This is a genomic window from Pseudomonas sp. GW823-FHT03E05 (assembly GCF_058796855.1).
In genome coordinates, this window is the sequence record NZ_JBXAJB010000001.1 from 285993 (window position 1) to 312110 (window position 26118).

Sequence of the window (26118 nt, forward strand, 5' to 3'; positions counted from 1 at the left end):
TTGGGTGCCTGATACCTTATCGAAAGGTAATACCTTTAGATAACAAGGGTTCGGCTATGGCCACTTCTATCAAGATTGATGACGAGCTAAAAAAACGCATTCAGCATCTGGCGGGGCTGCGTCAACGTTCGTCCCACTGGATCATGCGCGAAGCAATAGCGCAGTACGTCGAGCGTGAGGAAGCCCGTGAGGGCTTCAAACAAGAAGCCTTGGCGTCTTGGGCGGCTTATCAGGAAACGGGTCGGCATCTGACCGGCGAAGAAACTCGGGCTTGGCTCAATACCTGGGGTACCGAGGCTGAGGCGGAGCTGCCTAAGTGCCACGATTGATTCTCACCGAAGGGGCTGCGCAAGGGTTGGAGCGTTGTCGCCAGTTTTTAGTCGAGAAAGGCCCGCTGATCGCTCAACGAGCTGCCCAAGTGATTGAGCGTCAAATCGCTCGACTGGAGGAAGACCCAGAAATCGGTCGTCCCTTTCCAGAACTGCCGGAGCTGCGCGAGCTGATCATCGAGTTCGGTGATTCGGGTTATGTCGCACTTTATCGGCATGAGCGTGCGGATGATGCTGTTTACATACTTGCCTTTCGGCACCAGAAAGAAGCCGGTTACTGAGTTTTAGTCGCAAGCTGTTTAGCGCTTCAGTCAGATGGTAACGGGGTAAGTCACGGCTTACCCCGTTTTCTCCTTCCTCAGCTTTGCTGAATGTTTTCTGCCGGTCTTTTGGCATCCAGCAAAGAATCCACCACCGCTCTAGCCATCTCCACCGAATGGATCATCGACCAAATCAAACCACGCTCCACACCGCTGGCGCGCTCGGTGATTTCATCGCTGACCTGTACCGCACAGTCCAGCAGCAACGACACATGCACCAATGCTTCTTCGGCATTGATGCCGGGGCGGACACTGAACATGGATTGATGACCTACGGACGTAGGTACGGTGTCTTTCAGGCTATTGAGGATCGAGGTTTCAGCGCTATGCGCCGCCAAGGCCAATCGAATGCGCTGGGTATCGATATCGTGTTCGGGGGTTCTGAATTGCCCAGGTAAGGGCCGGGGCGGACCGAGAACGAGCTTTTTCATGGTGCATCTCCAATATTAGTGGGTGCGCCAATGTGCTATTTCGAGCTGCTAAACCCGATCACTGATGTGCAGCGATGGACCGAGCCTAGGCAGCACTTTTTGACGTTACAAGGCGTTTGAACTCTCTAGGAAAAGTTGCTCAATAGAAAGGGACTAGTCTTACACGGAGTTGTGAATTGGGCAGTGAATATGGCACCTGAAAGGTAGAGAGGGGGGAGTCTTCGCTAGCCTTCCAGTGATAGCAGGATTGGGTACGCCATCACCGGAATAGGAAACCTGACTAACGACACCTACAAAGCTGACTCCCCCTCTGCCAGTCGGTTGGCAAAATATTGCGCCGTCTCTGGGTCGGTACAATAAAGGTAGCAGCCCTTCATTCCTCGGGTCATCAAGGTCCGATAGGTGTTCTTGATGATGAGATCAGTCTCTTGTCGCGTGAAGTCGGGCTGCTCTTTCATCAGCCTTTTCCAACCACGAATCGTCTTGTCGTATTTGTCTCGCGCTTTGGGGGATGTCACTACCTTTCCATCGCGCACGATCAAATCTGGCCCGATGATCACACCGATATAATCCACCTCTAGCCCTTGGCAGGTGTGAATGCAGCCGACCTGATCCACAGATTTATCCGCGATGATCCACAGACTGCCGTCTTGATCCAGATTCCATTGGCGGGCGTAGTGTTCACCGATTTCAATGTCTTTGGCTTTAGGGTCTTTCTTGCTGCTCCATGGCCAGCAGTAACCTGCGACGACACGCGCCTTGTTTCCGTGGTTCTTTTGTTCGATTGCCTCATGCATTGCTTGTGGCGAGTCGAACACTTTGAACTCGTACTCACTGGCATCGAGTATTGGGTTCGCGGTTTTGCGAATGCCCAGCACGTCATCTAGCCATGCCAAGTAACCATCGGAGCCACTGCAACGGAACTGGGAAGACAAGGTGTATTCCTCCACCGTTGCCCCTCGGGCCTCAGCAAACTCTCGGATTGCTTGTTTGCTGCCAATATCCTTAAGGGTTACGCGTTGATCCTCGTCGATAAAGAACACTGAGCATTTAGCGGACCCAATTAGTTCTTTGATCTGGTTTTCACCCTCGTTGCCATAAAAGCCGCTTTTCTCATTCAGCCTGTGGGCTTCATCAATGATCAGCGCGTCGTAAAAGTCAGGCTTGATTTCGGTATAAGCCCCCGAACCGGAGAAAAGGCTGGAGAACTTGGTGGGCTTGACAGTGCCGACCAGTTTCTTCTCGTACACGGCACGTGGGGCGGCATTTTTTGAGACATACCTGCTCATCAGGCGTAAGGCCGTGAGCCTGACCAACAGGTTGATGGCTACTACTGTCTTTCCGGTACCAGGGCCACCCTCAATGATCAGCACCTTCGGAGCATCGGCAGAGGCCTCTGCGACCGCCGCAAGTACTGACTCGAAGACGGTCTTTTGATCATCAATCAGAACGAACTCAGGCTTGCCATCCATTAGCCCAGTTAGAGCTTCAGCCAAAGCTTTGGAGGGGCGGCTCTTACCGCTAGAAAGCTCGTAAAGAACGTCTTGGTTGTCGCCGTAATAGATGTGCTGTTTGAGGAAACTTCTCAGTTTCGTCAACTCGTCAGGACCTTTTAGGAACAAAGGTGCCTTGCTGGTATAGGCGTCGTAGTGAGCCGAGTTGATAACACCATCGCTGACATAGTTATGCAGGTAAGCGCATGGGTGTACTTTGATGCCTTGGTCATAGACGGCTTCATTGAAGCCTTCCAGCAAAGTGGCGTAAGACCACACCTGATAGGAAGGATGAATGGTTTCAACATGACTGCCACCCAGCGCGGTTTTTACGATCGCATCTTTACTGGTGGCGCTGGCTTTGCTCCATTGCTTCAGTTCCACCAACACGGCATTTTTACCCTGGTGCTGGTCGTGGCCTGTCAGCAAGAAATCGATACGTTTCATGGATTGCGGAATATGTAGCTCAATGGCTACTCCGGCATCCTCCGGCAGGTCCTTGTCTCTTAGGACCTTGGCCATGTAAGTGAGCGATCCCTGCCAAGATCGGATCTCTGAAGCCGCCACTTTCTTGCCAGTGGCCTCTTTGAAGTGCTTGAGGATCACCTCTTCAATATCGTTGTTGTCGCAAACGTCGAGGAATTGTTGCTTGGTCGCCGAGTAAACGATCACAAGTGGTCCTTAGAGCCCAGGGGGGTCAGAGTTGGTCGTACTTCTTGCTGGTGCTTTTGGCTTTGTCGACGGGGTACTTCTGGCCGTTCAAGGCGAGTTTGTTTGTCACCGCCTCGTTTAGATCGACGCCCAGTACCGTGCTTAGTCGCACGAGGTACATGAGTACGTCGGCCAACTCATCTTTCACGGCTTGAGCGGTTTCTGGACGCTTGGCTGCGTCCTTGGCGTCGGCTTCGCTCATCCACTGGAAGATTTCGCAGAGCTCGCCGGTTTCACCGGTGAGAGCTAGGAGCAGGTTTTTGGGGGAGTGGAACTGCTGCCAGTCGCGGTCGTCGGCGAAGCGCTGTAGAGCAGTTGCTAGGCGATGGGTGTCGATTAGTACTTCAGTGGGGGCAACTAGGGTGCTCACAATCTTGCCTCGTAGTTTGACTACAGCTGGCGCGACTGAGAGCTGTGTCAGAAATGGGAAGGAAGATTGTAGGAGATTTCGATTTTTGAGTAAGGTTTTTTACCGGTACTCGTTGAATTACGGTTCGGAGCTTGTTCAGCCTCCAAAACGTATCCATTTTCTAGAGCAAACAACACCAAATGGGACAGTGTTGCCAGAGGATGTTGGCAAAAAATGATTGTGTTGTTTGAATACAGCGCTATTTAACCTGTAAAGGTTTTAGCAGCGTGACAACAAACCTATTCCGGGGCTGATGTCCTAACTTTTGCTATCCTGCGCCCCTTTTCCCCACCGCAAGGAACGCAGGCATGACCCAGCCCATTGGCAGCAGTTCACAAACAAGGGCTGGCCAACAGCGTCACCTGCAACACCTCCTTTTCCGGCTGACTGCCGCACTCTTGCTCGGCCTCGGGCTCCTCACCCCAGCCGCCCAAGCCAACCCCACCACCACCTACCGCGGCACCCTCGGCGACACTCCGGTTGAACTGGCGCTCACCTACGACTCCCAATACGGCGGCGGTATGTCCGGCTACTGGTTCTCCGAATCCGAGCGCCTGCCCATGGCGTTGGAATCCACGCCTTTCCATCCCGGCTCCGCGCTCTTGATCAACATCATGGACAACCCGACTCTGCCGGCGACGGCGGTGTCGTTGCAGCCGTTCGCCGAGGGGGCGCAGGCGTTGCAGGGCAGTCTGGTGGATCTGCGCACGGGCACGCAGCAGCCGTTGCAGTTGCAGCGGGTGACGCGCTTTGGTGGCAGTCAGCGGGAGGCGTTTGAGGGGGAGTTGCTGCAGCCGGTGTTCGATCGGGATTTCTATTTCAGTGTGCATGCCGCGCGCAAGGCCGGGGAGGAGGTGGCGCGGGTGGACAGTATTCGAGTCATGAGCCGCACCACCGGGCGGCGGGTGCAGGAGATCAGTGGGCAGTGGTGCATGTCGTCGGTCGGTACCAGGACGCTGACTTTCGGGCATTTCCAGGCCGAGGCGCGGATTGATTTTCAGGCTCAGAATTATCGCCTGGCGGAGTCGGATGGCCGGCTGTGGTGCTCGCCCACTCAGTACTACCTGTACAACCGTGAGCGCCGGGAATACCTGCGCCATCCGCAGTTGGAGCAGTTCGCGGTGGAGGGGGATCTGCGCTTTTCCCCCGGTGGGCAGATGGAGTTCAGCAAGCAGGACTTCATCAATTACGACCAGCGCACTCGGCGTTGGGATTATTACCGGGTGATCAGCCCTGATCGGCTGGAATATCTTTCATCGGGCGAGGAGCGTTTCTGATGCGTGGGTTTGATGTTGCTCGGGGGCTGGCGGTGCTGGTGTTGGCGCTGTGGCTGTTGCCGGCGCAGGCGTCCCACGGGGTGTATGAGGGGACCGTGGGCAAGCAGGCGGTTGTCTTGACCCTGGGCAGCCAGAATGCGGTCTACCAGGGCACCTATGCCTACCAGCGCTATCGCACGCCGATCCGCCTCAAGCCGACCTTCAGCTACAGCAACAAGACGCTGGCCATGGATGAGCTGGACGAGCAGGGCTTGCCGGTGGCGCGTCTGCAGTTCAATGACTTGATGAACTCTCGCCAGCAGGAGCAGGTGCGCGGCACCTGGACCAGTTATCGCACGGGCAAGACCTTGCCCATTGCGCTGAAGCTGGTGGGCCTGGTGGATTCGGATCGCTCGTGGCCGCAGCCGGTCACCACGCTGCTGCAGAGTGCTTCCACTAAACGCTGGTATTTCCAGGTGCCGATGCCGGGCAATGATCAGCGGATCACGACGGTGGAGGTGATGGACAAGGCCAATGGCAAGTTGTTGCAGAGCCTGGCGGTTGCGGCGCCGGGGTGTCGCAACCTGGGGGTGGATACCTTGCAGGTGCAGGCTGAGGGGGAGCAACTGCGGATTGGCTTTCAGGACTGCACGTTGCCGGGGTTTGCGTGGAATGCGGGCAGTGGGCGTTTTGAGCCCTTGCCCTGAGGCAGGAGATGGAAGCGCTGGGTAACAGAACAAGGGTCAGGTGTTGAACGTGGAAACTGTGGAGCCCCGTATGGACGACAAGCAATCCCCTGTGCTGATTCAGGTGTACATGGCCGATGACGATGGCGCCGTTCGCGAGGAGCTGTTGGCGCGGCGCATCGATGAGGATACCTACGAGTTGCTCTCCTCACCGGGTCTGGCGCAGAACCTGGCGCGGGGCGATATCGTTTCCATCCGCAATCCCGATGCGCCGGCGCAAGTGCTGAAGCGGGGCGGGAATTTCTGCATTCAGATCTATGCCGACTACATTGATCCGGCGGTGATCTCGGCACTCGAAAGCGATGTCATTCGTGAGCTGAATGGGACCTTGGATGGGGTGTGCGGGGGGGCGCTGGCGTTGGCGGTCCCTGCAAAAAACGGGATGGAGAACATCAACAGGTTTTTCGATGGTTTCCGCGAGCAAACCGGGATCCAGTGGTACTACGCCAATGTCTATAAAAACCTCGATGACGATGAGGACGAGACGCTGTTGAACTGGTGGCTGGACTGATTCAGGTGCTCGGCGATGGTGTTATTTGTGCCGGCGAGGGCGGTCTTGTGACGCCTTCGCCGGCAAGCCGGCTCCTACAGGGGGGCGCGTCAGGCAGTTTGTAGTCGTGCCGTCTTGCGTACGGGGTTGACCATCAAGCCCAGCCCGCCGCCGATCAGCAGGATGGCCGCCATGAAGTACATTGCGGTCTGGGTGTTTCCCGTTACCTGGGTCAGCCAGCCCACCACGATGGTGCTGAAGAACCCCGCCACATTGCCCAGGGTGTTGATCAATGCCACGCCCGCCGCGGCTGCCGCGCCGCCCACTACGGCGGTAGGCAAGCCCCAGAACACCGGCAGGCTGCTGATCATGGCGGCGGTGCCGACGATCAGGCCGAACATGGCCAGTATCAGGTTGTCACCAAAGAAGGTGCCAAACGCCACGCCTAGCGCACCAATCCCCGCGCAGACCGCCAGGTGCCAGCGATACTCGCCGTGGCGGTCCGAGCTGCGGCCCACGATGACCATGGCCACCGCTGCGGCGGCGTAGGGCAGGGCGGTGAGGGCGCCGATGGCCCAGGGCTGTTGCACGCCGCTGTTGCGGATGATGGTGGGCAGCCAGAAGCTGATGACGTATTGGCCCAGCACCAGGCAGAAGTACACCGCGCCCAGCAGCCAGATCTGTGGGTTGAGCAGGCCGTCGCGCAGGCGGTGGCTTTGTTTGTTTGCGGCTTCGCGGTCGATGGCGGCTTGCATGCCGTGGCGTTCTTCCGGGGTGAGCCAGTGGGCGTCGGCGATGCGGTCGCGCAGGAGGAAGAACACCGCGGCGCCCAGGGCCACGGCGGGCAGGCCTTCGATGACGAACAGCCATTGCCAGCCGGCGTAGCCGGAGACGCCATTGAGGTGTTGCAGGATCAGGCCGGAGATCAGTGAGCCGAACAGGCTGGAAATCGGCAGGGCCATGATGAACAGGGCGGTCATCACCCCACGGCGTTGGCTGGGGAACCAGGTGGTGAGGTAGAAGATGATGCCGGGGAAGAAGCCGGCTTCAGCGATGCCGATCAGCAGCCGCAAGACGTAGAAGGTCAGCGGCGTTTCGATAAACATCATGGCCGCCGACAGCAGGCCCCAGGTGACCATGATTCGGGCGATCCAGCGCCGCGCGCCGAAGCGGTGCAGGGCGATGTTGCTGGGGATTTCGAACAGCAGGTAGCCGACGAAGAAGATCCCGGCGCCGAGGCCGTACACCGCTTCGCTGAACTTGAGGTCGTCGAGCATCTGCAACTTGGCGAAGCCGACGTTGACCCGGTCCAGGTAGGCCACCAGGTAACACAAAATCAGCAGCGGGATGATGCGCCAGGCGGTCTTGCGGTAGGCCGAGTTCAGGGCCGCATCGTCGAGAGCCGCAGGTGGCGGGGCAGGTGGGTTCATGGCTAGCCTCTTTATTCTTGTTGTCGAAGCAATGGGTGAAACAGCGGTTCAGGCCTCGGGTAGCAGGCGGGTGGCGGGCCATTCGCCGGAGCGGCTCATGTCGCGCACCACCTGGGCGATCAGGTGGGCGATGGCGCTGCGCAGGTTGCTGCCGGGCAAGGCTTCGCAGACGCAGATGCCCAGGGTGCGAAAGACTTCCCGGGGCTGAATAGCGTGGGCCACCAGCCGGCCTTCGGCGACTTCGCGCAGGGCCAGGTTCAGCGGCATGATGCTGGGGCCGATGCCGGCCTCCACGGCGCTCTTGAGGATGTGCACCGAGTTGACCTCCATGGCCACTTGGGCCGGTGGCAAGTGCAGGCGTTCCAGGGCCTGGTCGACGCAGGCCCGGGTGCTGTGGCTGTGGGCGCGGCTGGGAAACACCAGCGGCCGGGCCACGGCTTCGGCCAGGGTGACGCTGCCCGGTGGCGGGGCGTGGCGGTCGTCGGCGCGGTGGATCAGGTAGAAGTCTTCTTCCAGCAGCGGGCTGAAGCTGACTTGCGGCGGCAGGCCGATGGGGGTGAACAGGGCAATGTCGACCCGGCCCCGCACCAGTTGGTCCACCAGGTTGCCGGTGAGCTCTTCATTGAGGTGCAGTTCGACCTTGGGGTAGGTGCGGGCCACGGCCTGGATCAGCGGCAGGGCCACGGTGCTGGCCACGCTCTGGGGCAGGGCGACCACGATGGAGCCGCTTAGGGCGCCGGGTTCGCTGCTGATTGCAGCGCGGGCGTCCTGCAGGTGCTTGAGCAGGCCCTGGGCGTATTCGTAGAACAGTTTGCCGGCGTCGTTGACGCGGATGCCGCTGTTACTGCGATGGAAGAGCTGGGCGCCGAGGTCGGCTTCCAGGGCCGACATCTGCTTGCTCAGGGCCGATTGCGCCACGTGCACTTCCCGGGCAGCGCGGGACAGGCTGCCGGCATCGACCACGGCGACGAAGTATTTCAGCTGGCGGATTTCCATGCTGGCTCCTTGGCGGGCCGCTGCCTTAGTCGACGGCCGGGCCGCGGGGGAAGATCTTGCCCGGGTTCATCAGTTGTTGCGGGTCGAGGGCGGCCTTGATCGCCGCCATCACGTCCACCGCGTTCTGCCCGTGCTCCAGGCTCATATAGGCCTGCTTGGTCAGGCCGACGCCGTGCTCGCCGGTGCAGGAACCCTGCAGGGCGATGGCCCGTTCCGCCAGGCGCTGGGCCACGCCGTCGGCACGCTGCACTTCCTCGGGGTCGTCGGGGTCGACCAGGATCACCGCATGGAAATTGCCGTCGCCGACATGGCCGAAAATCGGCGCCAGCAAGCCTTGCTGCTGCAGGTCGGCGGCGGTGGCTTCGATGCATTCGGCCAGGCGTGAGATCGGCACCACGGCGTCGGTGGTCAGGGCGCGGCAGCCGGGGCGCAGGGCCACGGCGGCGAAGTAGCCGTCGTGCCGCGCCTGCCACAGGCGGCTGCGGTCTTCCGGGTGCACGGCCCATTCGAAGTCCTGGCCGCCGTGTTCATCGGCCAGCAGGCGGATGGTTTCCACCTGTTCCTGGACCGAGGATTGCGAGCCGTGCAGCTCGAAGAACAGCGACGGCGCCTCGTTCAATCGGGTTTTGCTGTAGGCGTTCAGGGCGCGCACGGTGAGGGCGTCAATCAGTTCGATACGGGCGATCGGCACCCCCAGCTGGATGGCCTGGATCACCGTTTGCACCGCTTGGTCGACGCTGGGGAAGTTGCACACCGCGGCGGAAATGGCTTCGGGAATCGGGTGCAGTTTCACCGTCAGCTCGGCCACCGTGGCCAGGGTGCCGCCGGAGCCTACCAGCAGGTGGGTGAGGTCATAACCCGAGGAGGATTTGCGCGCCCGGCCGCCGGTGTGCAGCACTCGGCCATCGGCCAGCACCGCGGTCAGGGCCAGGACGTTTTCGCGCATGGTGCCGTAGCGCACGGCATTGGTGCCCGAGGCCCGGGTCGCCGCCATGCCGCCCAGGGAGGCGTCGGCGCCGGGGTCGATGGGGAAGAACAGGCCGGTACCGTGCAGCGCAGCGTTGAGCTGCTTGCGGGTTACCCCGGGTTGCACGGTGACGTCCATGTCGTCGACGCGGATTTCCAGAATCTGGTTCATCGCCGACACATCGATGCACACCCCGCCGTGCACCGCATGCAGCCAGCCTTCCAGGGAACTGCCGCTGCCATAGGGAATGATCGGCACCCGGTGGCGATGGCAGGCCTGCTGCACGGCGATGATTTCGTCGAGGTGATTGACGAAGGCCACCCCTTGCGGCGGCAGCGGATCGAGGGCGGAGATGTCCCGGCCATGGTGCTCGCGAACGCTGGCGGAGGTGCTGAAGCGTTGGCCCAGCAGAGTGGTCAGTTCATCCACCAGGGCGACGGGCAGGGGCTGGAGTCGGGCGATATCGGGGGCAGGGGGCAGCATCAGGCAATCTCCGGTTTGTTGTTCGCACCGCACGGAAGGTCAGGCCGGGGTGGGGAGGGAGTTGCCCATATCGTAACTGCATACGCAGAGGGTGGGTCGTGCAGATTGGAGATGGTGCTATCGCGGGGGCAGATGGCGGCAGGTCTCTGCAGGTGCTGGCTTGCCAGGCAAGGCGCCCATGAGATCGCCTTCGCCGGCAAGCCGGCTCCTACGGGAGAGGCAGGTAGGGGCCGTCTGCCTCAGAAATTCACCGAAGCACTCAACCGAGCCGTCAGCGGCGCGCCCTGGAACAGGTAGTCGTCGCCCATGTATTCCCCGGTATCGCGCCAGTAGCGCTTGTCGAACAGGTTGTCCACGGTCAGGCGAAACACCGTGTCGTAACCGTCGATGCGCGTGCTGTAGCGGCTGCCGATGTTGAAGATGGCGTAGGCGCCAGTGGCGACGTTGCCCTGGCGGTCGGCGTATTGGCTGGCGCTGTATTGCATGCCGCCCAGCAGGGCCAGGCCGTCGAGCCAGGGCAGGGCGTAGTCGCCTTGGAGGCTGGCCCGCAGGCGGGGGACGTTGAGGGTTTGGTGGCCTTCGTAGGCCGGGGTGCCGGTGCCCTCGACCCGGGAGCGGATCGCCGCGACGCTGGCGGCAATCTGCAGGCGCGGGGTGGCCCAGCCGTTGGCGGAGAGCTCCAGGCCGGTGTTCTTTTGCTGGCCCTGCTGGACGTAGGTGAAACCGCCAGCAGCATCCGGGCGTGAGTACTGGTAGGCCTGGCGCATCTGGAACAGGGCGGCGGTAAAGCTCATGCGCTGCCAGTCGTACTTGATGCCGGTTTCGATCTGGCGCGAGACGGTGGGGGCGAGGGTGTTGTAGGCGTTGCTGGCGAACCACGGTGCCTGGCCACCCAGGCTCAGGCCCTTGCTGTATTGGGTGTACAGCGAAATGTTGTTGAGCGGTTTGTAGATCAATGCGGCCTGGGGCAGGAACACATAGCGTTGGGTGTGGCGCTGGGTGCCGTCCTGACTGTTGAAGGCTTTTTCATCCAGGCGCACTTCACGCCCGCCGAGAACCGTCTGCCACTGTTCGCTGAAGCTGATGCGGTCGCTGAGGAACAGGCCGTATTGGCGGCTGTCCAGGCGTCGATGAGAGTCGCCGAGTGGGCCGTCGTAGGGGGCAAAGTGCTCGGGTTCGCTGTCGATATTGCCACTGCCGATGGGGTGCATGACCTGATCGCGATTGTCCACCACACGACGAAACGCACTGGTCCCCACGCTCAACTCATGGCCCAGGCCTGCGGTGTCGAAGCGGCCATTGAGCACCGCCTGCACTTCATCGTTGCGCCGGGTGTCGTCGGGGCTGCGGAAGTCGTAGATGTCGTAGTTGCCTTCGGGGCTGAAGTAGTTGCCGTTGGCATTGATGCAGCCGGTGGTACAGCCGCCCCAGGCAAACGAACTGTAGTCATCGATCACCACCTTGCTGCGCGACGCACTGAGGTTGCCCTTCCAGTCATCGTTGAAGCGGTACTCGAAACTGCCGCCGATGTTCAGCGATTCATTGGTCACCGGCTTTGACCCGCTCTGGTGCCCCAGGAGTCTTTTCGGCGAGGCGTGGTGGGGCAGGCTGGAGCCCCCCAGCAGTTGATAGCCCGGTGCCGAGCGCTGCTGCTTGTTCTGGTATTCGATGTCCAGTTGCAGCAGGGCGTCGGGGCTGATGTTCCAGTCCAGGGCCAGGGAGGCGAAGTCGCGCTGGCCATTGGTGTGCTCGACGTAGGAGTGCAGGTCTTCATGGGCCAGGTTGGCACGCAGGCCGAACTGCTGTTCGCTGCCGAACCAGCCGCCGACATCGGTGGCCAGGTAGCCGCTGCCGCGGTCGTCGGTGGAAACGGTCACCGAACGAATGTCCGTGGGCCGCTTGGTCACGTAGTTGATCAGCCCGCCGGGCTCGCTGACCCCGCTTTGCAGGCCGGAAAGGCCCTTGAGCAATTCCACCCGCTGCTTGTTTTCCAGGGCGACGTTCTGCTCGCCGGTGATGGTGCGGTTGTTGATCTTGTAGCTGCTGGCGGCATTCAGCGAGAAGCCGCGCACCTCGAAGTTTTCGTAGTAGCCCACCGGCGCGTAGCTCTGGCCCACCGAGGCATCGTTCTTCAGCACGTCGCTGAGCAGGCGGGCCTGCTGGTCGAGGATCATGTCTTCATTGATCACGCTGATGGAGGCCGGGGTATCCAGCAAGGGCGCTTCGCTGAAACCACCCACCGAGGCGCTGTCGACGCGATAGCCGTAGGGCTCTTCGCCGCTGATGGTCTGGGTCGGCAACTGGGTGCCCGCGGCGTTGGCCACGGCGCTGCTGCCGGCCAGCAGCAGGCCCAGGGTCAGGCGGTTGAGGGGCAAAGCTGAGCTGCAGGTGCGCGCGGGGGCAGTCGGGTGAATCCGGCTCATGAACAATCCTAGAAGGCGACGCGGCCCCATGGCAGAAGCCGGGGGAGGTTCCTGGGAAGGCTACGAGCGTCGACCTGCGTGTGTAGTGAGGAACAGCGGGGGAGCCCTGCGGGCATCAGGCCGGGGCCTGGCGGTTGCCGCTGGGTACTGTCGGGCAGGCGCCATCATACAAGCTGCAGCGAGGGGGTAAAGGCGGGAAAGGTAGAAGATCGCGTGGCGGGAGTGGCCGCTTCAAGTCCTTGCGTAACACGGCGGTGGGCAATCCTGCTCGGGCTCCGGGTGGCCCATCTGCAGGCACTTGATCCGCTCCTCCATGGAATCGACCTTGCGCAGCAGCAGGCTGATGAGCTTCTCATTCATCTCGCGGGTTTCATCGACGACCAGGGACTTTTCCAGGCGGTCGACGATTTCATTGTTCATGCTGCGGTTTTCTCGTTTGGCAATGTGTTTGAGCTGGTTGTGCAGGTCGCCTGGGAGACGAACGATGAACTTTTGCAGGGAGGAGCACATAGCGGACCTCAGAGTAATGCCAAAGAGCAGCATCATAAGAATGAGGCAGGCTTGCTTGCTTCAAGAAAATTCTTAAAAGAATGAAAAAAACGGCGCTTTTTCATTAGGAAAGTTCTGATTCGCACCAGAGCCGGCCTCTAATCCGATTAAAAAGCGGACCTGATCCAGGTCCGTTTTACACCGGGGTCGTTCAGCCTATGACGTGGCCTCCGAGCCTCAACGGCGATCCAGCCACACCGTCTGCGCATTGCAGAATTCGCGTACGCCAAAGTGCGACAGCTCGCGCCCGAAGCCGCTTTTTTTCACTCCGCCGAAGGTCACCCGGGGGTCGCTGGCGCTGTAGCCGTTGATGAACACGCCGCCGGTTTCCAGCTCGTCGGTCATCTGCCGGGCCCGTTCCAGGTCCTGGGTGAAGATCGTGGCGGTGAGGCCGAACTCGCTGTCGTTGGCCAGTTCCAGGGCGTGCTCGGCATCGCGGGCGCTGATGATGGCGGCCACCGGGCCGAACAGTTCCTGCCTGAAGGCGGTCATCTGCTCGGTGACGTTGGCCAGCACCGTGGGTTGGTAATAGTTGCCGGCGCCTTCGACCTTGTCGCCGCCCAGCAGCAGGGTGGCGCCTTCGGCCAGGGTCGCCTGGACCTGCTGGTGCAGCTCGTCACGCAGGTCGAAGCGGGCCATGGGGCCGATGTAGGTGTCGCTGGCCAGCGGGTCGCCGATCACCAGGGCGCGGGTGGCTTCGACGAATTTGCGGGTGAAGGCCTCCACCACCCCTTGCTCGATGATCAGGCGCTTGGCGGCGGCGCAGACCTGGCCGGTGTTCTGGTAGCGGCCGATCACCGCGGCCTTGACCGCTTCGTCGAGGTCGGCGTCGTTGAGCACGATAAAGGGGTCGGAGCCGCCCAGTTCCAGCACGCACTTCTTCAGCGCGGCGCCGGCCTGGGCGCCGATGGCGATGCCGGCGCGCACGCTGCCGGTGAGGGTCACGGCGGCGATGCGGCGGTCGGCGATGGCGCTGGATACGCCGTCCGGGGTGACGTTGAGCAGCTCGAACACCCCTTCAGGGAAACCGGCGCGCTGCATGGCGTCCAGCAGCAGGTAGGCGCTGCCCATGACATTCGGGGCGTGCTTGAGCACGTAGGTGTTGCCCGCCAGCAGCGCCGGCACCGCGCCGCGCAGCACCTGCCAGATCGGGAAGTTCCACGGCATCACCGCGAGGATCGGGCCCAGTGGCCGGTACTCGATGCGTGCCTTGTTGTTCTCTACCAGGGTCGCTTCCGGGGCCAGCATGGCCGGGCCGTGCTCGGCGTACCACAGGCACAGCTGGGCGCACTTTTCGATTTCGCCCCGGGCCTGGGGCAGGGGCTTGCCCATTTCCAGGCTGATCATGCGGGCCATGGCCTCGCTGTTGTCCCGCAGGGCCTGGGCCAGTGCGTTCAGGCGTCTGGCGCGCTCGGCGATGCTCTGGCGTTTCCACTGGGCGAAACCAGCGGCGGCACGGCTCAGCGCGGCGTCCTGCTCAGCCTCGGAGTGGTAGGGGTAGGCGCCGATCTGCTCGCCAGTGGCGGGGTTGATCGACAAGGCGTGGGTGTGGCTGGAAACAAGGCTCATGGCACCGTCCTGCTCGGGTGGGAATGGCAGCAGGTTACGGTGCTGGATCTTTGCTGAAAACTGAATAATATTGAGCAGGTCGTTCACGTTTGGAGAATGCTTTGGATCTGGTCCAGCTGGAAATTTTCAAGGCCGTTGCCGAGCAGGGCAGCATCAGTGCCGCCGCGCAACTGATCCACCGGGTGCCGTCGAACCTGACCACCAGGATCAAGCAACTGGAGCAGGACCTGGGGGTGGAGCTGTTTATCCGCGAGAAGAGCCGCATGCGCCTGTCCCCCGCCGGCTGGAATTTCCTCGACTACGCCCGGCGCATTCTCGACCTGGTGGCCGAGGCGCGCCTGACCGTGGCCGGCGAGGAGCCCCAGGGCCCGTTTGCCCTGGGCTCGCTGGAAAGCACGGCGGCGGTACGCATCCCGGCGCTGCTCGCGGCCTACAACCAGCAGTACGCCAAGGTGGAACTGGACCTGTCCACCGGCCCCTCCGGGACCATGATCGACGGCGTGCTGTCCGGCCGTCTGGTGGCCGCCTTCGTCGACGGCCCGGTGCGCCACCCGGCCCTGGAAGGGCTGCCGGTGTTCGAGGAGGAAATGGTGCTGATCGCCCCGCTGGGCCATGCGCCGATTACCCGGGCGCGGGAGGTCAACGGCGAAAGCATCTACGCCTTTCGCGCCAACTGCTCCTACCGTCATCACTTTGAAAGCTGGTTCACCCAGGACGCCGCGGTGCCGGGCAAGATCCATGAAATGGAGTCCTACCACGGCATGCTGGCCTGCGTCAGCGCCGGCGCCGGGCTGGCGCTGATGCCCCGCAGCATGCTGGAAAGCATGCCCGGCTGCGCCACGGTCAGCGTCTGGCCGTTGTCCCCGCGTTTTCGCTTCCTGCGCACCTGGCTGGTCTGGCGGCGCGGCACCGTGTCCCAGAGTTTGAGCAGTTTCGTGAAGCTGCTGGAGGAGCGTGGGGCGGTGCTGGCTGAGGTTTGAGGGGAGCGATGTTCAGCGCCTGCTCAAGGCCAATCGAGCGGCAAACAGTACGAAGATCATCCCTGTGGTGCGGTCCATCCACTGGATCACCTTTTCCCGCTGCAGCACACCGGCCAGGGGCCGGGTGGCGGCGATCAGCAGTAGCGACCAGACCAGCCCCAGTACCACGTGAATGCTCACCAGGCCGAAGGTCCAGGCCACCAACGGCTGGCCCTGGGGAATGAACTGCGGCAGAAAGGACACGTAGAACACTCCCACCTTGGGGTTGAGCACATTGCCCAGCATGCCCTTGAGAAACCAGTTGGTGCCGGGGTCGCTGTTCGCGCCTGTGGGAGCAAACGAGTGGCGCGGGCGCAGCAGCATGTTCAGTCCCAGCCAGGCGAGGTAGGCGGCGCCGCAGTACTTCAACAGGTTGAAGGCCAGTTCCGACACCGCGATCAAGGCCCCCAGGCCGAAGGCCACAGCCGCGCCCCAGATCAGGCAGCCGGCATTGATGCCCAACGCCGCGCGCAGCGCCTGCCGCCGGCCCTCCACTGTGGCGGTGCGCAGCACCAGGGCGGTGTCCAGGCCCGGGGTCAGGGTCAGCAGCGTGGCGGCCAGGGTGAAGGCCAGGAGATTCTCAGTGATGGACATGGGGCAGGGTTTCAAGCTTTGGGGGTGGCGAACGTTAGCACAGCCGTAGGGTGCCAATGCGCGCCACGGGTGCGGGTGATCACGGAAGGGGCGGTGAATCTGTAGGAGCGAGCTTGCTCGCGATGATTTCCAAAGCGCCGCCTGTTCCCTGCAGGTGCGCGTTTTCGTTGACGTCCTTCGCGAGCAAGCTCGCGCCTACAAGGGCGGGTCAATAGGGGCCGTGGGGTTCAGGAATGCCCAGCTGCTGTTGCCGGGCGTCGAGCTGTTTGTCCACGGCGCGTTTGCCACTGAGCAGCTTGAGGTGCTGCACGCTGGCCGGTAGGTGGCTGTCGATCAGTGTCAGCAGATCCAACTGTGGGGCCTTGATGATGCGCAGGTCAGCGATGTTCGAGGTTTTCAGGCCGCTGAGTTCCCCCAGGGTCTTGAGGTTGATCAGGCTCATCTTGCGCAACTGCGGCGCCCCGCCAAGGTCCAGTTGGCTCAATTGCGCCTGGTCCTCGATCTTCAACACTTCAAGCAGGGGAAAGCCGTCCAGGTCCAGGCGGTTGAGGCCACGCACCCGCATGATCGCCAGTTCCTTGACCTGGGGATTGCGCAGCTCCGGCATCTGTTCACGGCTGCCGAAAGTCACCGAGAGGCTGTGCAGGCCGGTCATGCCGGCGACCATGCCCAGGGGCGTCTTGGCCGGCATGCGATGCAGGTCCAGGTGGCGGATGCCCGGGCACTGGCTCAGTACGTCCAGGTGATGGCTTTGCACGCTGAGGGACAGGGTGTGCAGCTTGGCCATGGTGGCCAGGGGCGCCAGGTCTATGGCCGGGCCTTTGTCCAGGGACAGGCGCAGCGTTCGCAGCCCCCTCAAGTTGGGCAGGGCCAAGAGGCCCGGCAGGTCGGCGCTGATGACTTGCAGGGCGAAATCCTTGAGCTTGTGCAGGCTGCCAATGGTTTCGAAGTGTTCCAGCGTGTCCAGGCAATCCAGGCTCAGGGAGTGGACATTGGGCAGGGCGAGCAAGGTGCGGCCGTCAAACGCGCTGCCCGGATAGTGGCTGTAGAAACGCACATTGAGGCGCTCGCCGAAACGGGCGCAGAGCGTGTCGAGCTGACTCAGCAGTTCGCCGTCGTACTGTTCGGCCTTGGCGAACTGGACGATGACCTGGGCCTGGTCATCGGCCTCCAGCCGGGCGCTAACCTGCAGTTCCAGGTCGGCCTGGCTGGGGGCTTGAATTCGATGGGGAAACATCAGCGGTCCTTGATGATTTTCGCCGCGGCATCATGCCATTGCGCGATCTTCACCGCCATCTGCGCGCAGGCCCGGCCAGCCACCGGGCCGCCTTGCAGGAAAGGCTACGGGTCGACCTGGCCCATCAGCTCGGCCACCGATTCCGGGCGCTTGGCGTAGCGCTGGGCCAGCACCGCGCAGACCATCAGCTGGATCTGGTGGAACAGCATCAGGGGCAGAATCAGCACGCCCATGGTGCTGCCGGCAAACAGCACCTGGGCCATGGGCACGCCGGTGGCCAGGCTCTTTTTCGAGCCGCAGAAGAGGATGGTGATGCGGTCTTCCTGGTCGAAGCCGAACAGCTTGCCGAGAAAGCTCGACGCCAGCAGCACCAGCGCCAGGAGGACGCAGCAGGCCACCACCAGGCCGGCCAGTTCCCACAGCGGGATCTGGTGCCAGATGCCTTCGTTCACCGCTTCGCTGAAGGCGCCGTAGACCACCAGCAGGATCGAGCCCTGGTCGACGAAGCGCAGCCAGTTCTTGTTGCGCCCGACCCAGGCGCCGATCCAGCGTCGGGCGATCTGCCCGGCGATAAAGGGCAGCAGCAACTGCACGCTGATCTTGAGGATGGCGTCCAGGGTCGAGCCGCCTTCGCCGTGCACGTTCAGCAGCAGGGTCACCAAGAGCGGGGTGAGGAAGATCCCGAACAGGCTCGACGCCGCAGCGCTGCAGATGGCTGCCGGGATGTTGCCCCGGGCCAGGGAGGTGAAGGCGATCGCCGATTGCACCGTGGCCGGCAGGGCGCACAGATACAGCATGCCCATGTACAGGTCGTTGCCCACCAGCGGTGACAGCAGCGGCTTGAGCGCCAGGCCCAACACGGGAAAGAGGATGAAGGTCAGGCTGAACACCAGCAGGTGCAGGCGCCAGTGGCCGGCCCCGGCAATGATCGCCTCGCGCGAGAGCTTGGCGCCGTGGAGGAAGAACAGCAGGCCGATGGCGATGTTGGTCAGCCAGCCGAAACCTATGGCCACCTGGCCGCTGGCCGGCAGGAAACTGGCCAGCAGCACCACGCCGATCAGGGTCAGGGTGAAGTTGTCGGGCAAAAGACGCGAGCGAGTCATAGCGGGATCATCCGGGGGTTGCCAAGTGCGGTGGGGCGACTCTAACGTGGCTGCGTTTTACCGACTAACGCCAAGGAGCCAGTTAATGCCGCCTAAAGGACATGAAAAGATCGTCCGGCGCAGTATTCCCGGTTTGCCCAGCCTTCCGCGGCCGGTGTACGGGCGCACCGAATCCTTGCCCAATCGCGCCTTGACCCGGCGCCACAGCCACCCGTGGGTGCAATTGTCCTACGCCATTGCCGGGGTGCTGGAGATCCAGACCAGCGGCGGGCGCTTTATCGCCCCGCCGCAACGGGCGGTGTGGATTCCCGCCGGGGTGCCGCACCGGGTCTTCAGCTCGCCGCGCACCGAGATGCGCAGCCTGTATCTCGATTGCAGCGTTACCACCTGGGCGGCGCCAGACAGCTGCCAGGTGCTGGCGGTCAGCAGCCTGCTGCGGGAGTTGATCCGCGCCTTCAGTGAATTGCCGGTGGAATATGTCGAGGACAGCGCCGACGGGCGCCTGGCCCAGGTGCTGCTGGACCAGTTGGCCGCCGCGCCGCAGCTGGACCTGATGCTGCCGCTGCCCCACGACGTGCGCCTGCGGGCGATCTACCGCAGCCTGCAGGCGCACCCGGAGCAGGCCACGACGCTGGGCCAGTGGAGCCAGAAGCTCGGGGTGACGGAGAAGACCCTCAGCCGCCTGTTCCTCAAGGACACCGGGCTGACCTTCCGTGCCTGGCGCCAGCGCCTGCGCCTGCTGGGCGCCCTGACTCCCCTGGAGCAGGGCGAGCGGGTCACCGATGTGGCGCTGGCCTGTGGTTATGACTCGACCTCGGCATTTATCGCCGCCTTTCGCCAGCAGTTCGACGCCACCCCGGGGGAGTTCTTCCGCGACCTCTGACCCCCCGAGCTTCCTGTAGCCGCTGCCCCAGGCTGCGATGGGCTGCGCAGCAGACCCGAACCGGGCTCCTGACACACCGTGGCGCCCGCCCGGCGGCCGCTGCGCGACCGTTCGCAGCCTGCGGCAGCGGCTACAGGGGGCGGTGGTGGGGCCAGGTGTGGCAGGTCAGGTTCTTGGTGGGCGCAGCAGTTCGATGCGCTCCGGCGGCACCAGGGTGCGCAGGGTCTTGTACAGGGCCCGGGTCTCCAGCAGGTTCCAGATCCGCAGCAGGGTTTCCAGGGCATCCAGGGGCTTGCTGATGAAGTCCCGGGCGCCCAGGGCCAGCGCCCGCAGGCGGGTGTCGCGGGTGGCGTCGGCGGTGAGTACCAGGATCGGCAGGTAGTCGTTGGCCGGGATCCGTCGGTTGAGCTGTTCCAGTACCGCAAAGCCATCGAACTCGGGCATGTGCAGGTCGAGGATCACCAGGTCCGGCTCGAAGCTGTTGAACAGCTCCAGGCTGCGCAGCGGCTGGGTGCTGCTGAGGACGTTGTGCAGCCCTTCGCGGGCCAGCAGCTGTTCCATCAGGTCGAGGTTGGGGCGCTGGTCATCGATGATGAGGATGCGCAGATCGGCAGTCATGGGAGCTCCGGGAGACAGGCATCGAGGTGGGCGAAGAACACCGGGATGTGGATGGGCTTGGTCAGGATCGCCGTGGCCCCGGCGTCGAGCAGGGCGCGCCGGGTCGGTTCGCTGGCGTCGGCGGTGATCATCAGGATCGGGGTGTCGGCCGTGGCGCTGGAGGCCCGCAGGCGTTGCAGCACCTCCAGGCCGGGCAGGTCCGGCAGGCTGACGTCCAGCAGGATCATCTGCGGCGCGTGCTGGCGGGCCAGGTCCAGGCCCATCTGGCCTTGCATGCTCGACAGCAGCCGGATGCCCGGGCGCCGTTGCAGCAGGGTTTCGATCAGCGCCAGGCTTTGCAGGTTGTCTTCGATGCACAGCACCTTGCCCTGGTAGCGGCTTGCGGGCTGTGGCGCCGGCACGTTCAGCGCCGGGGCGTTGCAGGGCGCCACGGCGGCTGCAGCGGCCAGGCGCACGAAGGGCAGCTCCAGGGTGAAGCAACTGCCGCTGCCCGGGGTGCTCTGTACGCCCAGGCTGCCGTCCATCATTTCCAGCAGGCTCCTGCTCAGGGCCAGCCCCAGGCCGGTGCCTTCGACCCTGGGGTCGGCGTCCAGGCGTTCGAAGGGCTTGAACAGGCGCTCCAGGCGCTCGGCGGTGATGCCGGCGCCGGTGTCGAGCACGCTCAGGCGCAGGCGCGATGCCTCGATCGCCACGTCGATGCTGACCCGGCCACCCGCGCGGTTGTACTTGATGGCGTTGGACAGCAGGTTGAGCAGCACCTGGATCAGGCGCTGGCGGTCGGCGATCACGCCGCTGTCCGCCGCCAGTTCCGGCAGCGGCGCCAGGGTGATGCCGGCGTCCGCGGCCATGGGTGACACCAGGGTCAGGGCTTCGTGCAGCACCGCCGCCAGGGCCATGGGCTCGACGTTCAGCGGCAGGCGCCCGGCCTCGATACGGGCAATGTCCAGCACCTCGTTGATCAGCCCTAGCAGGTGCTGCCCGGCCCGCAGGATATGCCCGACCTGGGGCCGCTGGCCGGCATTGGAATCCATGTCCAGCAGTTGGGCGAAGCCGAGGATGGCGTTGAGCGGCGTGCGCAGTTCGTGGCTCATGCGCGAGAGGAATTCGCTTTTGGCGCGGCTGGCGCTTTCCGCTTCCTCGCGGGCGGTGCCCAGGGCGATTTCCGCGGCACGGCGATCGGTGATGTCCCGGGTGATCTTGGAAAAACCGCGCAGGGCGCCGCTGGCGTCGTACTGCGCGGTGATCACCACGCTGGCCCAGAAGCGGCTGCCGTCCTTGCGACAGCGCCAGGCCTCTTCCATGTAGTGGCCGTGGGCGGTGGCCTCGCGCAGGGCCATGTCCGGGTGCTGGGGGCACTCTTCGGGCAGGTAGAACAGGGAAAAATGCCGGCCGATGATTTCCTGCTCGCTGTAGCCCTTGATCCGTTCCGCACCGACGTTCCAGGTGGTAACCCGGCCTGCGGTGTCCAGGGCGAAGATCCCGTAGTCCTTGACCCCGTCGATGATCAGCCGCAGGCGTTCCTCGTTGTCGCGCAGGGCCCGTTCGCGCTCGGCCAGCAGTTGCCCGGCCTCCACCAGGCGCGTGCCCAGCTGGCCGATTTCATCCTGTTCCGGCGCTTGCGGGCGCAGCGGCTGGCCCAGGGCCAGGCGCTGGGCATTGCCCTGTACCTGCTGCACCCGGGTGACGATGCCCCGGGACAGCAACAGCACCGCGACGATGGCGCCGAACAGCCCGCAGCCGGCGGCCAGCAAGGTGGCGAACAGCAGGCGCATGCGGGTTGCCGCGGCGGCTGCGCTACGTTCGGCCAGCAGCGCATCCTCGCGCACGCGCATGGCGCTGATCTGCTCGCGCAGCACGTCCAGCACCTGCTTGTTGTCGATCAGGATCGCGGTCACCGTGGCGGCGTCGTCGCGGCTGCCGTTGCGCAGGGCCACCAGGCCGTCGAGCTTGGTGCGGATCAGCGGGGTGATGGTCTGCAGGTAGTCGCGCATGCGTGGGTCCTGGACATTCTGGTCCAGGCGTTGCAACGCGGCCTCGATCTGCGGCCGGGCCTGGAGGTAGGCGGGCAAAAAGTCCTCGCGCCGGGTCAGCAGGTAGCCACGCACGCTGGCGGCGGCCTCGGCCAGGAGGGTGTGCACCGCCTGGATATCGCCCTGCACCAGCAGCACCCGGCGCACGTCCTCCTCGGCGCGGGCGGTCTGGCGCTCGGTGCTGTAGATCAGCACCAGCGACAGCAGCAGGATCACCAGTGGCAGGGAGATCACCACCAGCGCCTTGCCCCGCAGCGGCAGGTCGGCCCAGCGCCGGGCGCTGAGCAGGTTCACGGCCACTGCCCGGCAGGTTGCGCCACCAGCCCCAGGGCCATGCCGCGCACCGCGGCCTGGGTGCGGTCGGCGGCGCCGAGCTTGCCGATCACTCGTTCCACATGGGCCTTGGCGGTGCCGGTGGTGATGCCCAGCTTTTCACCGATCTCGCGGTTGCTGAAGCCGCCGGCCACCAGCCCCAGCACCTGGCGCTCGCGGGCAGTCAGGGCCTGAGCCTGGGGCGCCTGGCCGTTGCCGCGCTCGCTCATGCGCCGCAGCAGGCGGGCGCTGACTGCACTGTTGAGCGCCTCTTCGCCGCGGGCCACACGCTGCAGGGCGTCGAGCACCTCTTCGCGGCTGGCATCCTTGAGCAGGTAGCCCACGGCGCCGGCGGCCATGGCGGCTTCCAGGTGATCGGGGCTGTCGTCCATGGTGAAGATCACCACCTTGACCTCGGGCTGGCGCTGTTGCAGCAGGCGCGCGGCCCCCAGGCCGTTGAGCAGGGGCATGCGGATATCGAGGATGGCCAGGTCCGGGCGCAGTTGCTCGCACAGGGCCAGGGCTTGCTCGCCATCCCTGGCTTGCCCCACCACCTCGAACTCCGGGTTGCCCGCCAGCAGGGCGATGAAGCCGGTGCGGGTGACTTCATGATCGTCCGCCAGGACCAGGCGTATCACCGCTGTCATACCGCGTGCTCCAGGGAGGGGACGGGGACGCGGGCGAGAATCCGCGTGCCGCTGCCGGGCCGGCTGTGGCAGGTGAAACGCCCGCCCAGCAAATGGGCGCGTTCCTGCATGGCCACCTGGCCCAACTGTTCGATGCCCTGGCCGGATGCCGGCTGGAAACCTGCGCCGTCGTCGCTGATGCCGAGCACCGCCTGGCCTGCTTCCAGGGCCAGGTTCAGGCTGACGCTGTGGGCCCGGGCATGCTTGAGGATGTTGTTGATGGCTTCCTGGGCGATGCGGAACAGGGCGATTTCCAGGGCCGCCGGCAGGCGCTCCGGGTAGCGCTGCTGCCAGTGCACCGCCAGCCCGGCGTCGCGCAGGCGGTCGGCCTCGCGGTCGATGGCCCGCAACAGGCCGAAGTCGTCCAGCACATGGGGGCGCAGGCCGCCGATCAGTTGCCGGCCTTCGCCGACGCAGCCCTGGGCCAGTTGCAGGATGGTCTGCAGTTCATCGTGCAGGGGCTCCGGCAGCGGCGGGCAGCGCCCGGCGAAACCCTGCAGGCGCTGGTGCAGCCCGGCCAGGGTTTGCGCCAGGCCGTCGTGCAGGTCGTAGGCGACGCGCTTGCGCTCATCCTCCTGGGCGCTGAACAGGCGCTGCACCAGCTCCGACATGCTGCGCTCCCGGGCTTGCAGGTCCTGCAGCAGGCGCTGGTTTTCCAGGTGCGTGGCCAACAGCGTGGCCAGCAGTTGCAGGGATTCCAGGTCTTCGCTGTCCGGCGCGCTGATGGGCACACTGTTGGCCAGCAGCAGGGCGCCGAAGGGCTGGCCGTCGGCGCGGTGCAGCAGTACGCGCAGCACCCCGGTTTGCGCAAGCGGGCGCTCCAGCCACTGGGCCTGCCCGGCCACGGCGCGCAGCGCTTGCAGGCATTCGCCGTGGCCCTGTTCGGCGCTGGCGTGGGCCACGCCGTCGCTGCTCCATTCCAGTAACAGCCCCTGGTCCATGGCGACAAAGGCGCAGGCCCGCTGCACCACCCGCTGGCGCATCTGTCCGGGGGGCAGTTGCAGCAGCTCCTGGCCGGTGTCCACCAGCAGCCGCAGGCGCGCGGCGCGGCTTTGCGACTGCCGGTACTGGCTGCGCAGGGCCAGGGCGCTGGCGGGATCGAGGGGCGGGCTGGGCATCGGGAAACTCCAGGGTGGGGGCGGTGCAGTGGCTCGGGGCAGGGTATTAGACCCCCGTGCCCGGTATCGCGCCTATCTGCCGAATGGCATAGGCCGCAGGCTCCAGTTGGCCGATGGCAGGGGCGACGGCCCGGGGCACAGTGGGGCTCATTGAAACCCACTGGAGTCCGTGAATGAAACTGAAAAGCACCGCCCTGGCCCTGTTCTTCGTGCTGAGCACGCCACTGGCTCAGGCCCTGGAAGCCACCCCTTACGTGTACCGCACCGTGGCCGAGCAGCCGCAGAACCTGCAGGACCGGGAAATCGCCGGTCTCTTCGACCGCTGGAACAGCGCCCTGCAGACCGGCAACCCGCAAGCCGTGGTCAGCCTCTATGCGGCCAATGCAGTGCTGCAACCCACGGTCTCCAACCAGGTGCGCAGCACCCACGCGCAGATCCAGGACTACTTCGAGCACTTCATGGCCTCGCGGCCGGTGGGCCAGATCAACTACCGGGAGATTCGTCACCTGGGCCCGGATGCGGCCATGGACAGCGGCGTCTACACCTTCACCCTGACTGCCGCCGACGGCAAGAAACAGCAGGTCCAGGCTCGCTACACCTTCCTCTACGAGCGCCTGGGCGGGCAGTGGAAAATCCTCAACCACCACTCTTCGGCCATGCCGCAAGTGCAGCCGCAGTTGCAAGCCAGCCACTGATCCAGGCTCCTGTCACCTTGCGCCGAGCCTTTGCTCGGCGTTGCTGTCACTGCTCGCGGTAGCGCCCCGGGGTCATGCCGAACCAGCGCAGGCAGGCCTTGTGAAAGCTGCTCTGGTCGCGAAAGCCCAACAGGGCGCCGATGTACTTGACGCTGCGCATGGAGTTGCGCAGAAAACTGTGGGCCAGCATCAGCCGCGCCTCGTCCTGCAGCGCCGAGAAGTGCACGTCTTCATGGCCCAGGCTGCGTTGCAGGCTGCGGGTGCTGACCCCCACTGCCTGGGCGATATGCGGCAGGTCGCTGGGCGCGCCCTGGGCCAGGGATTCGGACAGGGCGCGGCGCACCCGCGCAGTCATCGAGCCGCTGAGCAGCACATTGAGGCGGTTGCGGGCGTATTCCATGTGCAGCACATCCAGCGCCGGGTCGGCGGTGGGCAGGGCGATGGCGCAGTCCTGGCTGCTGAAGGTCAGGCTGTTGTGGGGCGCGCAGAACTGCAGGTTGTCGCCCATCAGCCGGCGCAGCATGCGCGTGTCCGCAGGCTCGGGGTAGGTGAAGGCCGCCACCAGCGGCCGCGGCTTGTGCTGGGGCAGCAGCCAGTGCAGCAGGCCCAGGGTCTGGGCGGCGCCGGCGTCGATCACCGCCCGGGGGATCAGCGAAGGCTCGGCGGTGACGTCGAAGCCGATCAGTTGCAACGCGTCGGGCTTGCGTTCCAGGCACATGCAGAAGCCGTTGCTGGTCAGCGCCTGGTAGTCCACCAGGCGCTGCAGCGCTGCCCCCAGGGTCGCGCAAGACATCACCGCATAGCCCAGGGCCTCCAGGTTGGCCGGGTGGGCCTTGCTGTAGGCCAGCAGCCCGAGGTCCGGGTTGCCGGTGCGGCGGGTGGCTTCGCGCATTACTTGATAGACCAGTTCCAGCCTCACGCCCTTGGGATTTTCCTCAACGTCCTGGATGCTGCTGCCGAAGGTTCTGAGCAGGGCGTCGACATTCGCGCCGCCTTCTCTCATGACATCGGCAAGCACCCGAAAGCTGGCGCTGGTCATTCTGTGCATAGGTCTTCCTGGACTAGTGGCTAAATGATATCGATGAGGCCTTTTGCATGATTGCAATAAACAAAAGGCCACAGACGAATAAGCACCGGCCCAGGTTTCCGAGGACAAGCGAAAGGTATCCGGGAACACTTCCGGGTGGCCCGGGCAGGGTCGATCATGGTTGGGCAGGGACC

25 protein-coding genes are annotated in these 26118 nt (G+C 63.9%); 8 read left to right on the top strand and 17 right to left on the bottom strand.

All coding sequences use genetic code 11. The features are described 5' to 3' along the window. Window positions 1-56: 56 nt before the first annotated feature. The gene (locus tag AC1RCO_RS01245; protein WP_102864761.1) at window positions 57-329 is read left to right on the top strand and encodes a CopG family ribbon-helix-helix protein; all 273 of its coding nucleotides are present in this window, start codon (window positions 57-59) and stop codon (window positions 327-329) included. Beyond that, window positions 317-610, top strand: coding sequence for a type II toxin-antitoxin system RelE/ParE family toxin (locus tag AC1RCO_RS01250; RefSeq protein ID WP_213665628.1), 294 nt, complete (start codon window positions 317-319; stop codon window positions 608-610). Before AC1RCO_RS01245 ends, AC1RCO_RS01250 begins: the two co-directional genes overlap by 13 nt. Before the next feature lie 77 nt (window positions 611-687). On the opposite strand, the gene AC1RCO_RS01255 is transcribed toward AC1RCO_RS01250, so the two are convergent. The 3 genes from AC1RCO_RS01255 to AC1RCO_RS01265 form a co-directional block, all read right to left on the bottom strand. Further along, window positions 688-1080, bottom strand: coding sequence for a DUF6124 family protein (locus AC1RCO_RS01255; protein WP_220222920.1), 393 nt, complete (start codon window positions 1078-1080; stop codon window positions 688-690). Between the two features lie 290 nt (window positions 1081-1370). Continuing rightward, window positions 1371-3245, bottom strand: a complete 1875-nt coding sequence (locus AC1RCO_RS01260; RefSeq protein ID WP_492617245.1) for a DNA/RNA helicase domain-containing protein — start codon at window positions 3243-3245, stop codon at window positions 1371-1373. A gap of 25 nt (window positions 3246-3270) precedes the next feature. Next, window positions 3271-3654 (bottom strand): nucleotide pyrophosphohydrolase, encoded by a 384-nt coding sequence (locus tag AC1RCO_RS01265; protein ID WP_220222918.1) that lies wholly within the window; start codon window positions 3652-3654, stop codon window positions 3271-3273. A gap of 347 nt (window positions 3655-4001) precedes the next feature. Between AC1RCO_RS01265 and AC1RCO_RS01270 the strand changes: the two genes are divergently transcribed. The 3 genes from AC1RCO_RS01270 to AC1RCO_RS01280 all read left to right on the top strand — a co-directional run bounded on the left by AC1RCO_RS01270 (window position 4002) and on the right by AC1RCO_RS01280 (window position 6206). Further along, window positions 4002-4970: a hypothetical protein gene (locus AC1RCO_RS01270; RefSeq protein WP_220222917.1), complete on the top strand. Its 969-nt coding sequence runs from the start codon at window positions 4002-4004 to the stop codon at window positions 4968-4970. Next, the gene (locus AC1RCO_RS01275) at window positions 4970-5656 is read left to right on the top strand and encodes a hypothetical protein (RefSeq protein WP_220222916.1); all 687 of its coding nucleotides are present in this window, start codon (window positions 4970-4972) and stop codon (window positions 5654-5656) included. The genes AC1RCO_RS01270 and AC1RCO_RS01275 overlap by 1 nt, the downstream gene beginning before the upstream one ends. A 70-nt stretch (window positions 5657-5726) precedes the next feature. Further along, window positions 5727-6206 (top strand): DUF4265 domain-containing protein, encoded by a 480-nt coding sequence (locus AC1RCO_RS01280; protein ID WP_123397474.1) that lies wholly within the window; start codon window positions 5727-5729, stop codon window positions 6204-6206. Window positions 6207-6295: 89 nt separating this feature from the next. Here AC1RCO_RS01280 and AC1RCO_RS01285 read toward each other — a convergent pair whose 3' ends face one another. The 6 genes from AC1RCO_RS01285 to AC1RCO_RS01310 all read right to left on the bottom strand — a co-directional run bounded on the left by AC1RCO_RS01285 (window position 6296) and on the right by AC1RCO_RS01310 (window position 14602). Beyond that, window positions 6296-7615 (bottom strand): MFS transporter, encoded by a 1320-nt coding sequence (locus AC1RCO_RS01285; RefSeq protein WP_492617246.1) that lies wholly within the window; start codon window positions 7613-7615, stop codon window positions 6296-6298. A 48-nt stretch (window positions 7616-7663) separates the two neighbouring features. Then, entirely contained in the window at window positions 7664-8611 is a 948-nt protein-coding gene (locus AC1RCO_RS01290) for a LysR family transcriptional regulator (protein WP_072444464.1), read from the bottom strand. A 25-nt stretch (window positions 8612-8636) separates the two neighbouring features. Further along, the gene (locus tag AC1RCO_RS01295) at window positions 8637-10061 is read right to left on the bottom strand and encodes an FAD-binding oxidoreductase (protein WP_220222915.1); all 1425 of its coding nucleotides are present in this window, start codon (window positions 10059-10061) and stop codon (window positions 8637-8639) included. Between the two features lie 239 nt (window positions 10062-10300). Next, complete coding sequence (locus AC1RCO_RS01300) at window positions 10301-12484, bottom strand: TonB-dependent siderophore receptor (protein ID WP_492617247.1); 2184 nt, start codon at window positions 12482-12484, stop codon at window positions 10301-10303. A gap of 231 nt (window positions 12485-12715) precedes the next feature. After that, complete coding sequence (locus AC1RCO_RS01305) at window positions 12716-13030, bottom strand: Arc family DNA-binding protein (RefSeq protein ID WP_011062122.1); 315 nt, start codon at window positions 13028-13030, stop codon at window positions 12716-12718. Window positions 13031-13210: 180 nt separating this feature from the next. Continuing rightward, on the bottom strand, window positions 13211-14602 hold the full coding sequence (locus AC1RCO_RS01310) for an aldehyde dehydrogenase family protein (RefSeq protein ID WP_342403900.1): 1392 nt from the start codon (window positions 14600-14602) through the stop codon (window positions 13211-13213). 101 nt (window positions 14603-14703) lie between these two features. Here AC1RCO_RS01310 and ptrR point away from each other — a divergent pair, with 101 nt between their 5' ends. After that, window positions 14704-15582, top strand: coding sequence for a putrescine utilization regulator PtrR (gene ptrR / locus AC1RCO_RS01315; RefSeq protein ID WP_011062118.1), 879 nt, complete (start codon window positions 14704-14706; stop codon window positions 15580-15582). A gap of 12 nt (window positions 15583-15594) precedes the next feature. Here the strand turns inward: ptrR and AC1RCO_RS01320 are convergent, their stop codons facing one another. The 3 genes from AC1RCO_RS01320 to AC1RCO_RS01330 all read right to left on the bottom strand — a co-directional run bounded on the left by AC1RCO_RS01320 (window position 15595) and on the right by AC1RCO_RS01330 (window position 18555). Beyond that, complete coding sequence (locus tag AC1RCO_RS01320) at window positions 15595-16215, bottom strand: LysE family translocator (RefSeq protein ID WP_011062117.1); 621 nt, start codon at window positions 16213-16215, stop codon at window positions 15595-15597. Window positions 16216-16423: 208 nt separating this feature from the next. Continuing rightward, window positions 16424-17452: a hypothetical protein gene (locus AC1RCO_RS01325; protein ID WP_342403901.1), complete on the bottom strand. Its 1029-nt coding sequence runs from the start codon at window positions 17450-17452 to the stop codon at window positions 16424-16426. Window positions 17453-17556: 104 nt separating this feature from the next. After that, the gene (locus tag AC1RCO_RS01330) at window positions 17557-18555 is read right to left on the bottom strand and encodes a bile acid:sodium symporter family protein (protein ID WP_015636235.1); all 999 of its coding nucleotides are present in this window, start codon (window positions 18553-18555) and stop codon (window positions 17557-17559) included. A gap of 85 nt (window positions 18556-18640) precedes the next feature. Between AC1RCO_RS01330 and AC1RCO_RS01335 the strand changes: the two genes are divergently transcribed. After that, complete coding sequence (locus tag AC1RCO_RS01335; RefSeq protein WP_015636234.1) at window positions 18641-19438, top strand: AraC family transcriptional regulator; 798 nt, start codon at window positions 18641-18643, stop codon at window positions 19436-19438. Window positions 19439-19603: 165 nt separating this feature from the next. Here the strand turns inward: AC1RCO_RS01335 and AC1RCO_RS01340 are convergent, their stop codons facing one another. The 4 genes from AC1RCO_RS01340 to AC1RCO_RS01355 are packed head-to-tail and all read right to left on the bottom strand — an operon-like array spanning window position 19604 to window position 24202. Further along, window positions 19604-20056 (bottom strand): response regulator, encoded by a 453-nt coding sequence (locus tag AC1RCO_RS01340; protein ID WP_015636233.1) that lies wholly within the window; start codon window positions 20054-20056, stop codon window positions 19604-19606. Continuing rightward, complete coding sequence (locus tag AC1RCO_RS01345) at window positions 20053-22380, bottom strand: ATP-binding protein (RefSeq protein ID WP_011062113.1); 2328 nt, start codon at window positions 22378-22380, stop codon at window positions 20053-20055. The genes AC1RCO_RS01340 and AC1RCO_RS01345 overlap by 4 nt, the downstream gene beginning before the upstream one ends. Then, window positions 22377-23045, bottom strand: coding sequence for a response regulator (locus AC1RCO_RS01350; protein ID WP_011062112.1), 669 nt, complete (start codon window positions 23043-23045; stop codon window positions 22377-22379). Before AC1RCO_RS01350 ends, AC1RCO_RS01345 begins: the two co-directional genes overlap by 4 nt. After that, window positions 23042-24202: a sensor histidine kinase gene (locus tag AC1RCO_RS01355; RefSeq protein ID WP_019094128.1), complete on the bottom strand. Its 1161-nt coding sequence runs from the start codon at window positions 24200-24202 to the stop codon at window positions 23042-23044. The genes AC1RCO_RS01350 and AC1RCO_RS01355 overlap by 4 nt, the downstream gene beginning before the upstream one ends. Window positions 24203-24375: 173 nt before the next feature. Between AC1RCO_RS01355 and AC1RCO_RS01360 the strand changes: the two genes are divergently transcribed. After that, entirely contained in the window at window positions 24376-24897 is a 522-nt protein-coding gene (locus AC1RCO_RS01360; RefSeq protein WP_011062110.1) for an SgcJ/EcaC family oxidoreductase, read from the top strand. 46 nt (window positions 24898-24943) lie between these two features. On the opposite strand, the gene AC1RCO_RS01365 is transcribed toward AC1RCO_RS01360, so the two are convergent. After that, window positions 24944-25945: an AraC family transcriptional regulator gene (locus AC1RCO_RS01365; RefSeq protein ID WP_011062109.1), complete on the bottom strand. Its 1002-nt coding sequence runs from the start codon at window positions 25943-25945 to the stop codon at window positions 24944-24946. Between the last annotated feature and the right edge of the window lie 173 nt (window positions 25946-26118).

Excerpts from the sequence above, each read along its gene's own strand:
- AC1RCO_RS01305 (WP_011062122.1), bottom strand. The coding sequence starts at position 13,030 with ATGATGCTGCTCTTTGGCATTACTCTGAGGTCCGCTATGTGCTCCTCC.
- AC1RCO_RS01325 (WP_342403901.1), bottom strand. The coding sequence starts at position 17,452 with ATGTTTCCCCATCGAATTCAAGCCCCCAGCCAGGCCGACCTGGAACTG.
- AC1RCO_RS01360 (WP_011062110.1), top strand. The coding sequence starts at position 24,376 with ATGAAACTGAAAAGCACCGCCCTGGCCCTGTTCTTCGTGCTGAGCACG.
- AC1RCO_RS01295 (WP_220222915.1), bottom strand. The coding sequence starts at position 10,061 with ATGCTGCCCCCTGCCCCCGATATCGCCCGACTCCAGCCCCTGCCCGTC.
- AC1RCO_RS01355 (WP_019094128.1), bottom strand. The coding sequence starts at position 24,202 with ATGCCCAGCCCGCCCCTCGATCCCGCCAGCGCCCTGGCCCTGCGCAGC.
- AC1RCO_RS01330 (WP_015636235.1), bottom strand. The coding sequence starts at position 18,555 with ATGACTCGCTCGCGTCTTTTGCCCGACAACTTCACCCTGACCCTGATC.
- AC1RCO_RS01350 (WP_011062112.1), bottom strand. The coding sequence starts at position 23,045 with ATGACAGCGGTGATACGCCTGGTCCTGGCGGACGATCATGAAGTCACC.
- AC1RCO_RS01255 (WP_220222920.1), bottom strand. The coding sequence starts at position 1,080 with ATGAAAAAGCTCGTTCTCGGTCCGCCCCGGCCCTTACCTGGGCAATTC.
- AC1RCO_RS01280 (WP_123397474.1), top strand. The coding sequence starts at position 5,727 with ATGGACGACAAGCAATCCCCTGTGCTGATTCAGGTGTACATGGCCGAT.
- AC1RCO_RS01340 (WP_015636233.1), bottom strand. The coding sequence starts at position 20,056 with ATGACTGCCGATCTGCGCATCCTCATCATCGATGACCAGCGCCCCAAC.
- AC1RCO_RS01245 (WP_102864761.1), top strand. The coding sequence starts at position 57 with ATGGCCACTTCTATCAAGATTGATGACGAGCTAAAAAAACGCATTCAG.
- AC1RCO_RS01310 (WP_342403900.1), bottom strand. The coding sequence starts at position 14,602 with ATGAGCCTTGTTTCCAGCCACACCCACGCCTTGTCGATCAACCCCGCC.
- AC1RCO_RS01270 (WP_220222917.1), top strand. The coding sequence starts at position 4,002 with ATGACCCAGCCCATTGGCAGCAGTTCACAAACAAGGGCTGGCCAACAG.
- AC1RCO_RS01290 (WP_072444464.1), bottom strand. The coding sequence starts at position 8,611 with ATGGAAATCCGCCAGCTGAAATACTTCGTCGCCGTGGTCGATGCCGGC.
- AC1RCO_RS01275 (WP_220222916.1), top strand. The coding sequence starts at position 4,970 with ATGCGTGGGTTTGATGTTGCTCGGGGGCTGGCGGTGCTGGTGTTGGCG.
- AC1RCO_RS01320 (WP_011062117.1), bottom strand. The coding sequence starts at position 16,215 with ATGTCCATCACTGAGAATCTCCTGGCCTTCACCCTGGCCGCCACGCTG.
- AC1RCO_RS01365 (WP_011062109.1), bottom strand. The coding sequence starts at position 25,945 with ATGCACAGAATGACCAGCGCCAGCTTTCGGGTGCTTGCCGATGTCATG.
- AC1RCO_RS01335 (WP_015636234.1), top strand. The coding sequence starts at position 18,641 with ATGCCGCCTAAAGGACATGAAAAGATCGTCCGGCGCAGTATTCCCGGT.
- AC1RCO_RS01300 (WP_492617247.1), bottom strand. The coding sequence starts at position 12,484 with ATGAGCCGGATTCACCCGACTGCCCCCGCGCGCACCTGCAGCTCAGCT.
- AC1RCO_RS01285 (WP_492617246.1), bottom strand. The coding sequence starts at position 7,615 with ATGAACCCACCTGCCCCGCCACCTGCGGCTCTCGACGATGCGGCCCTG.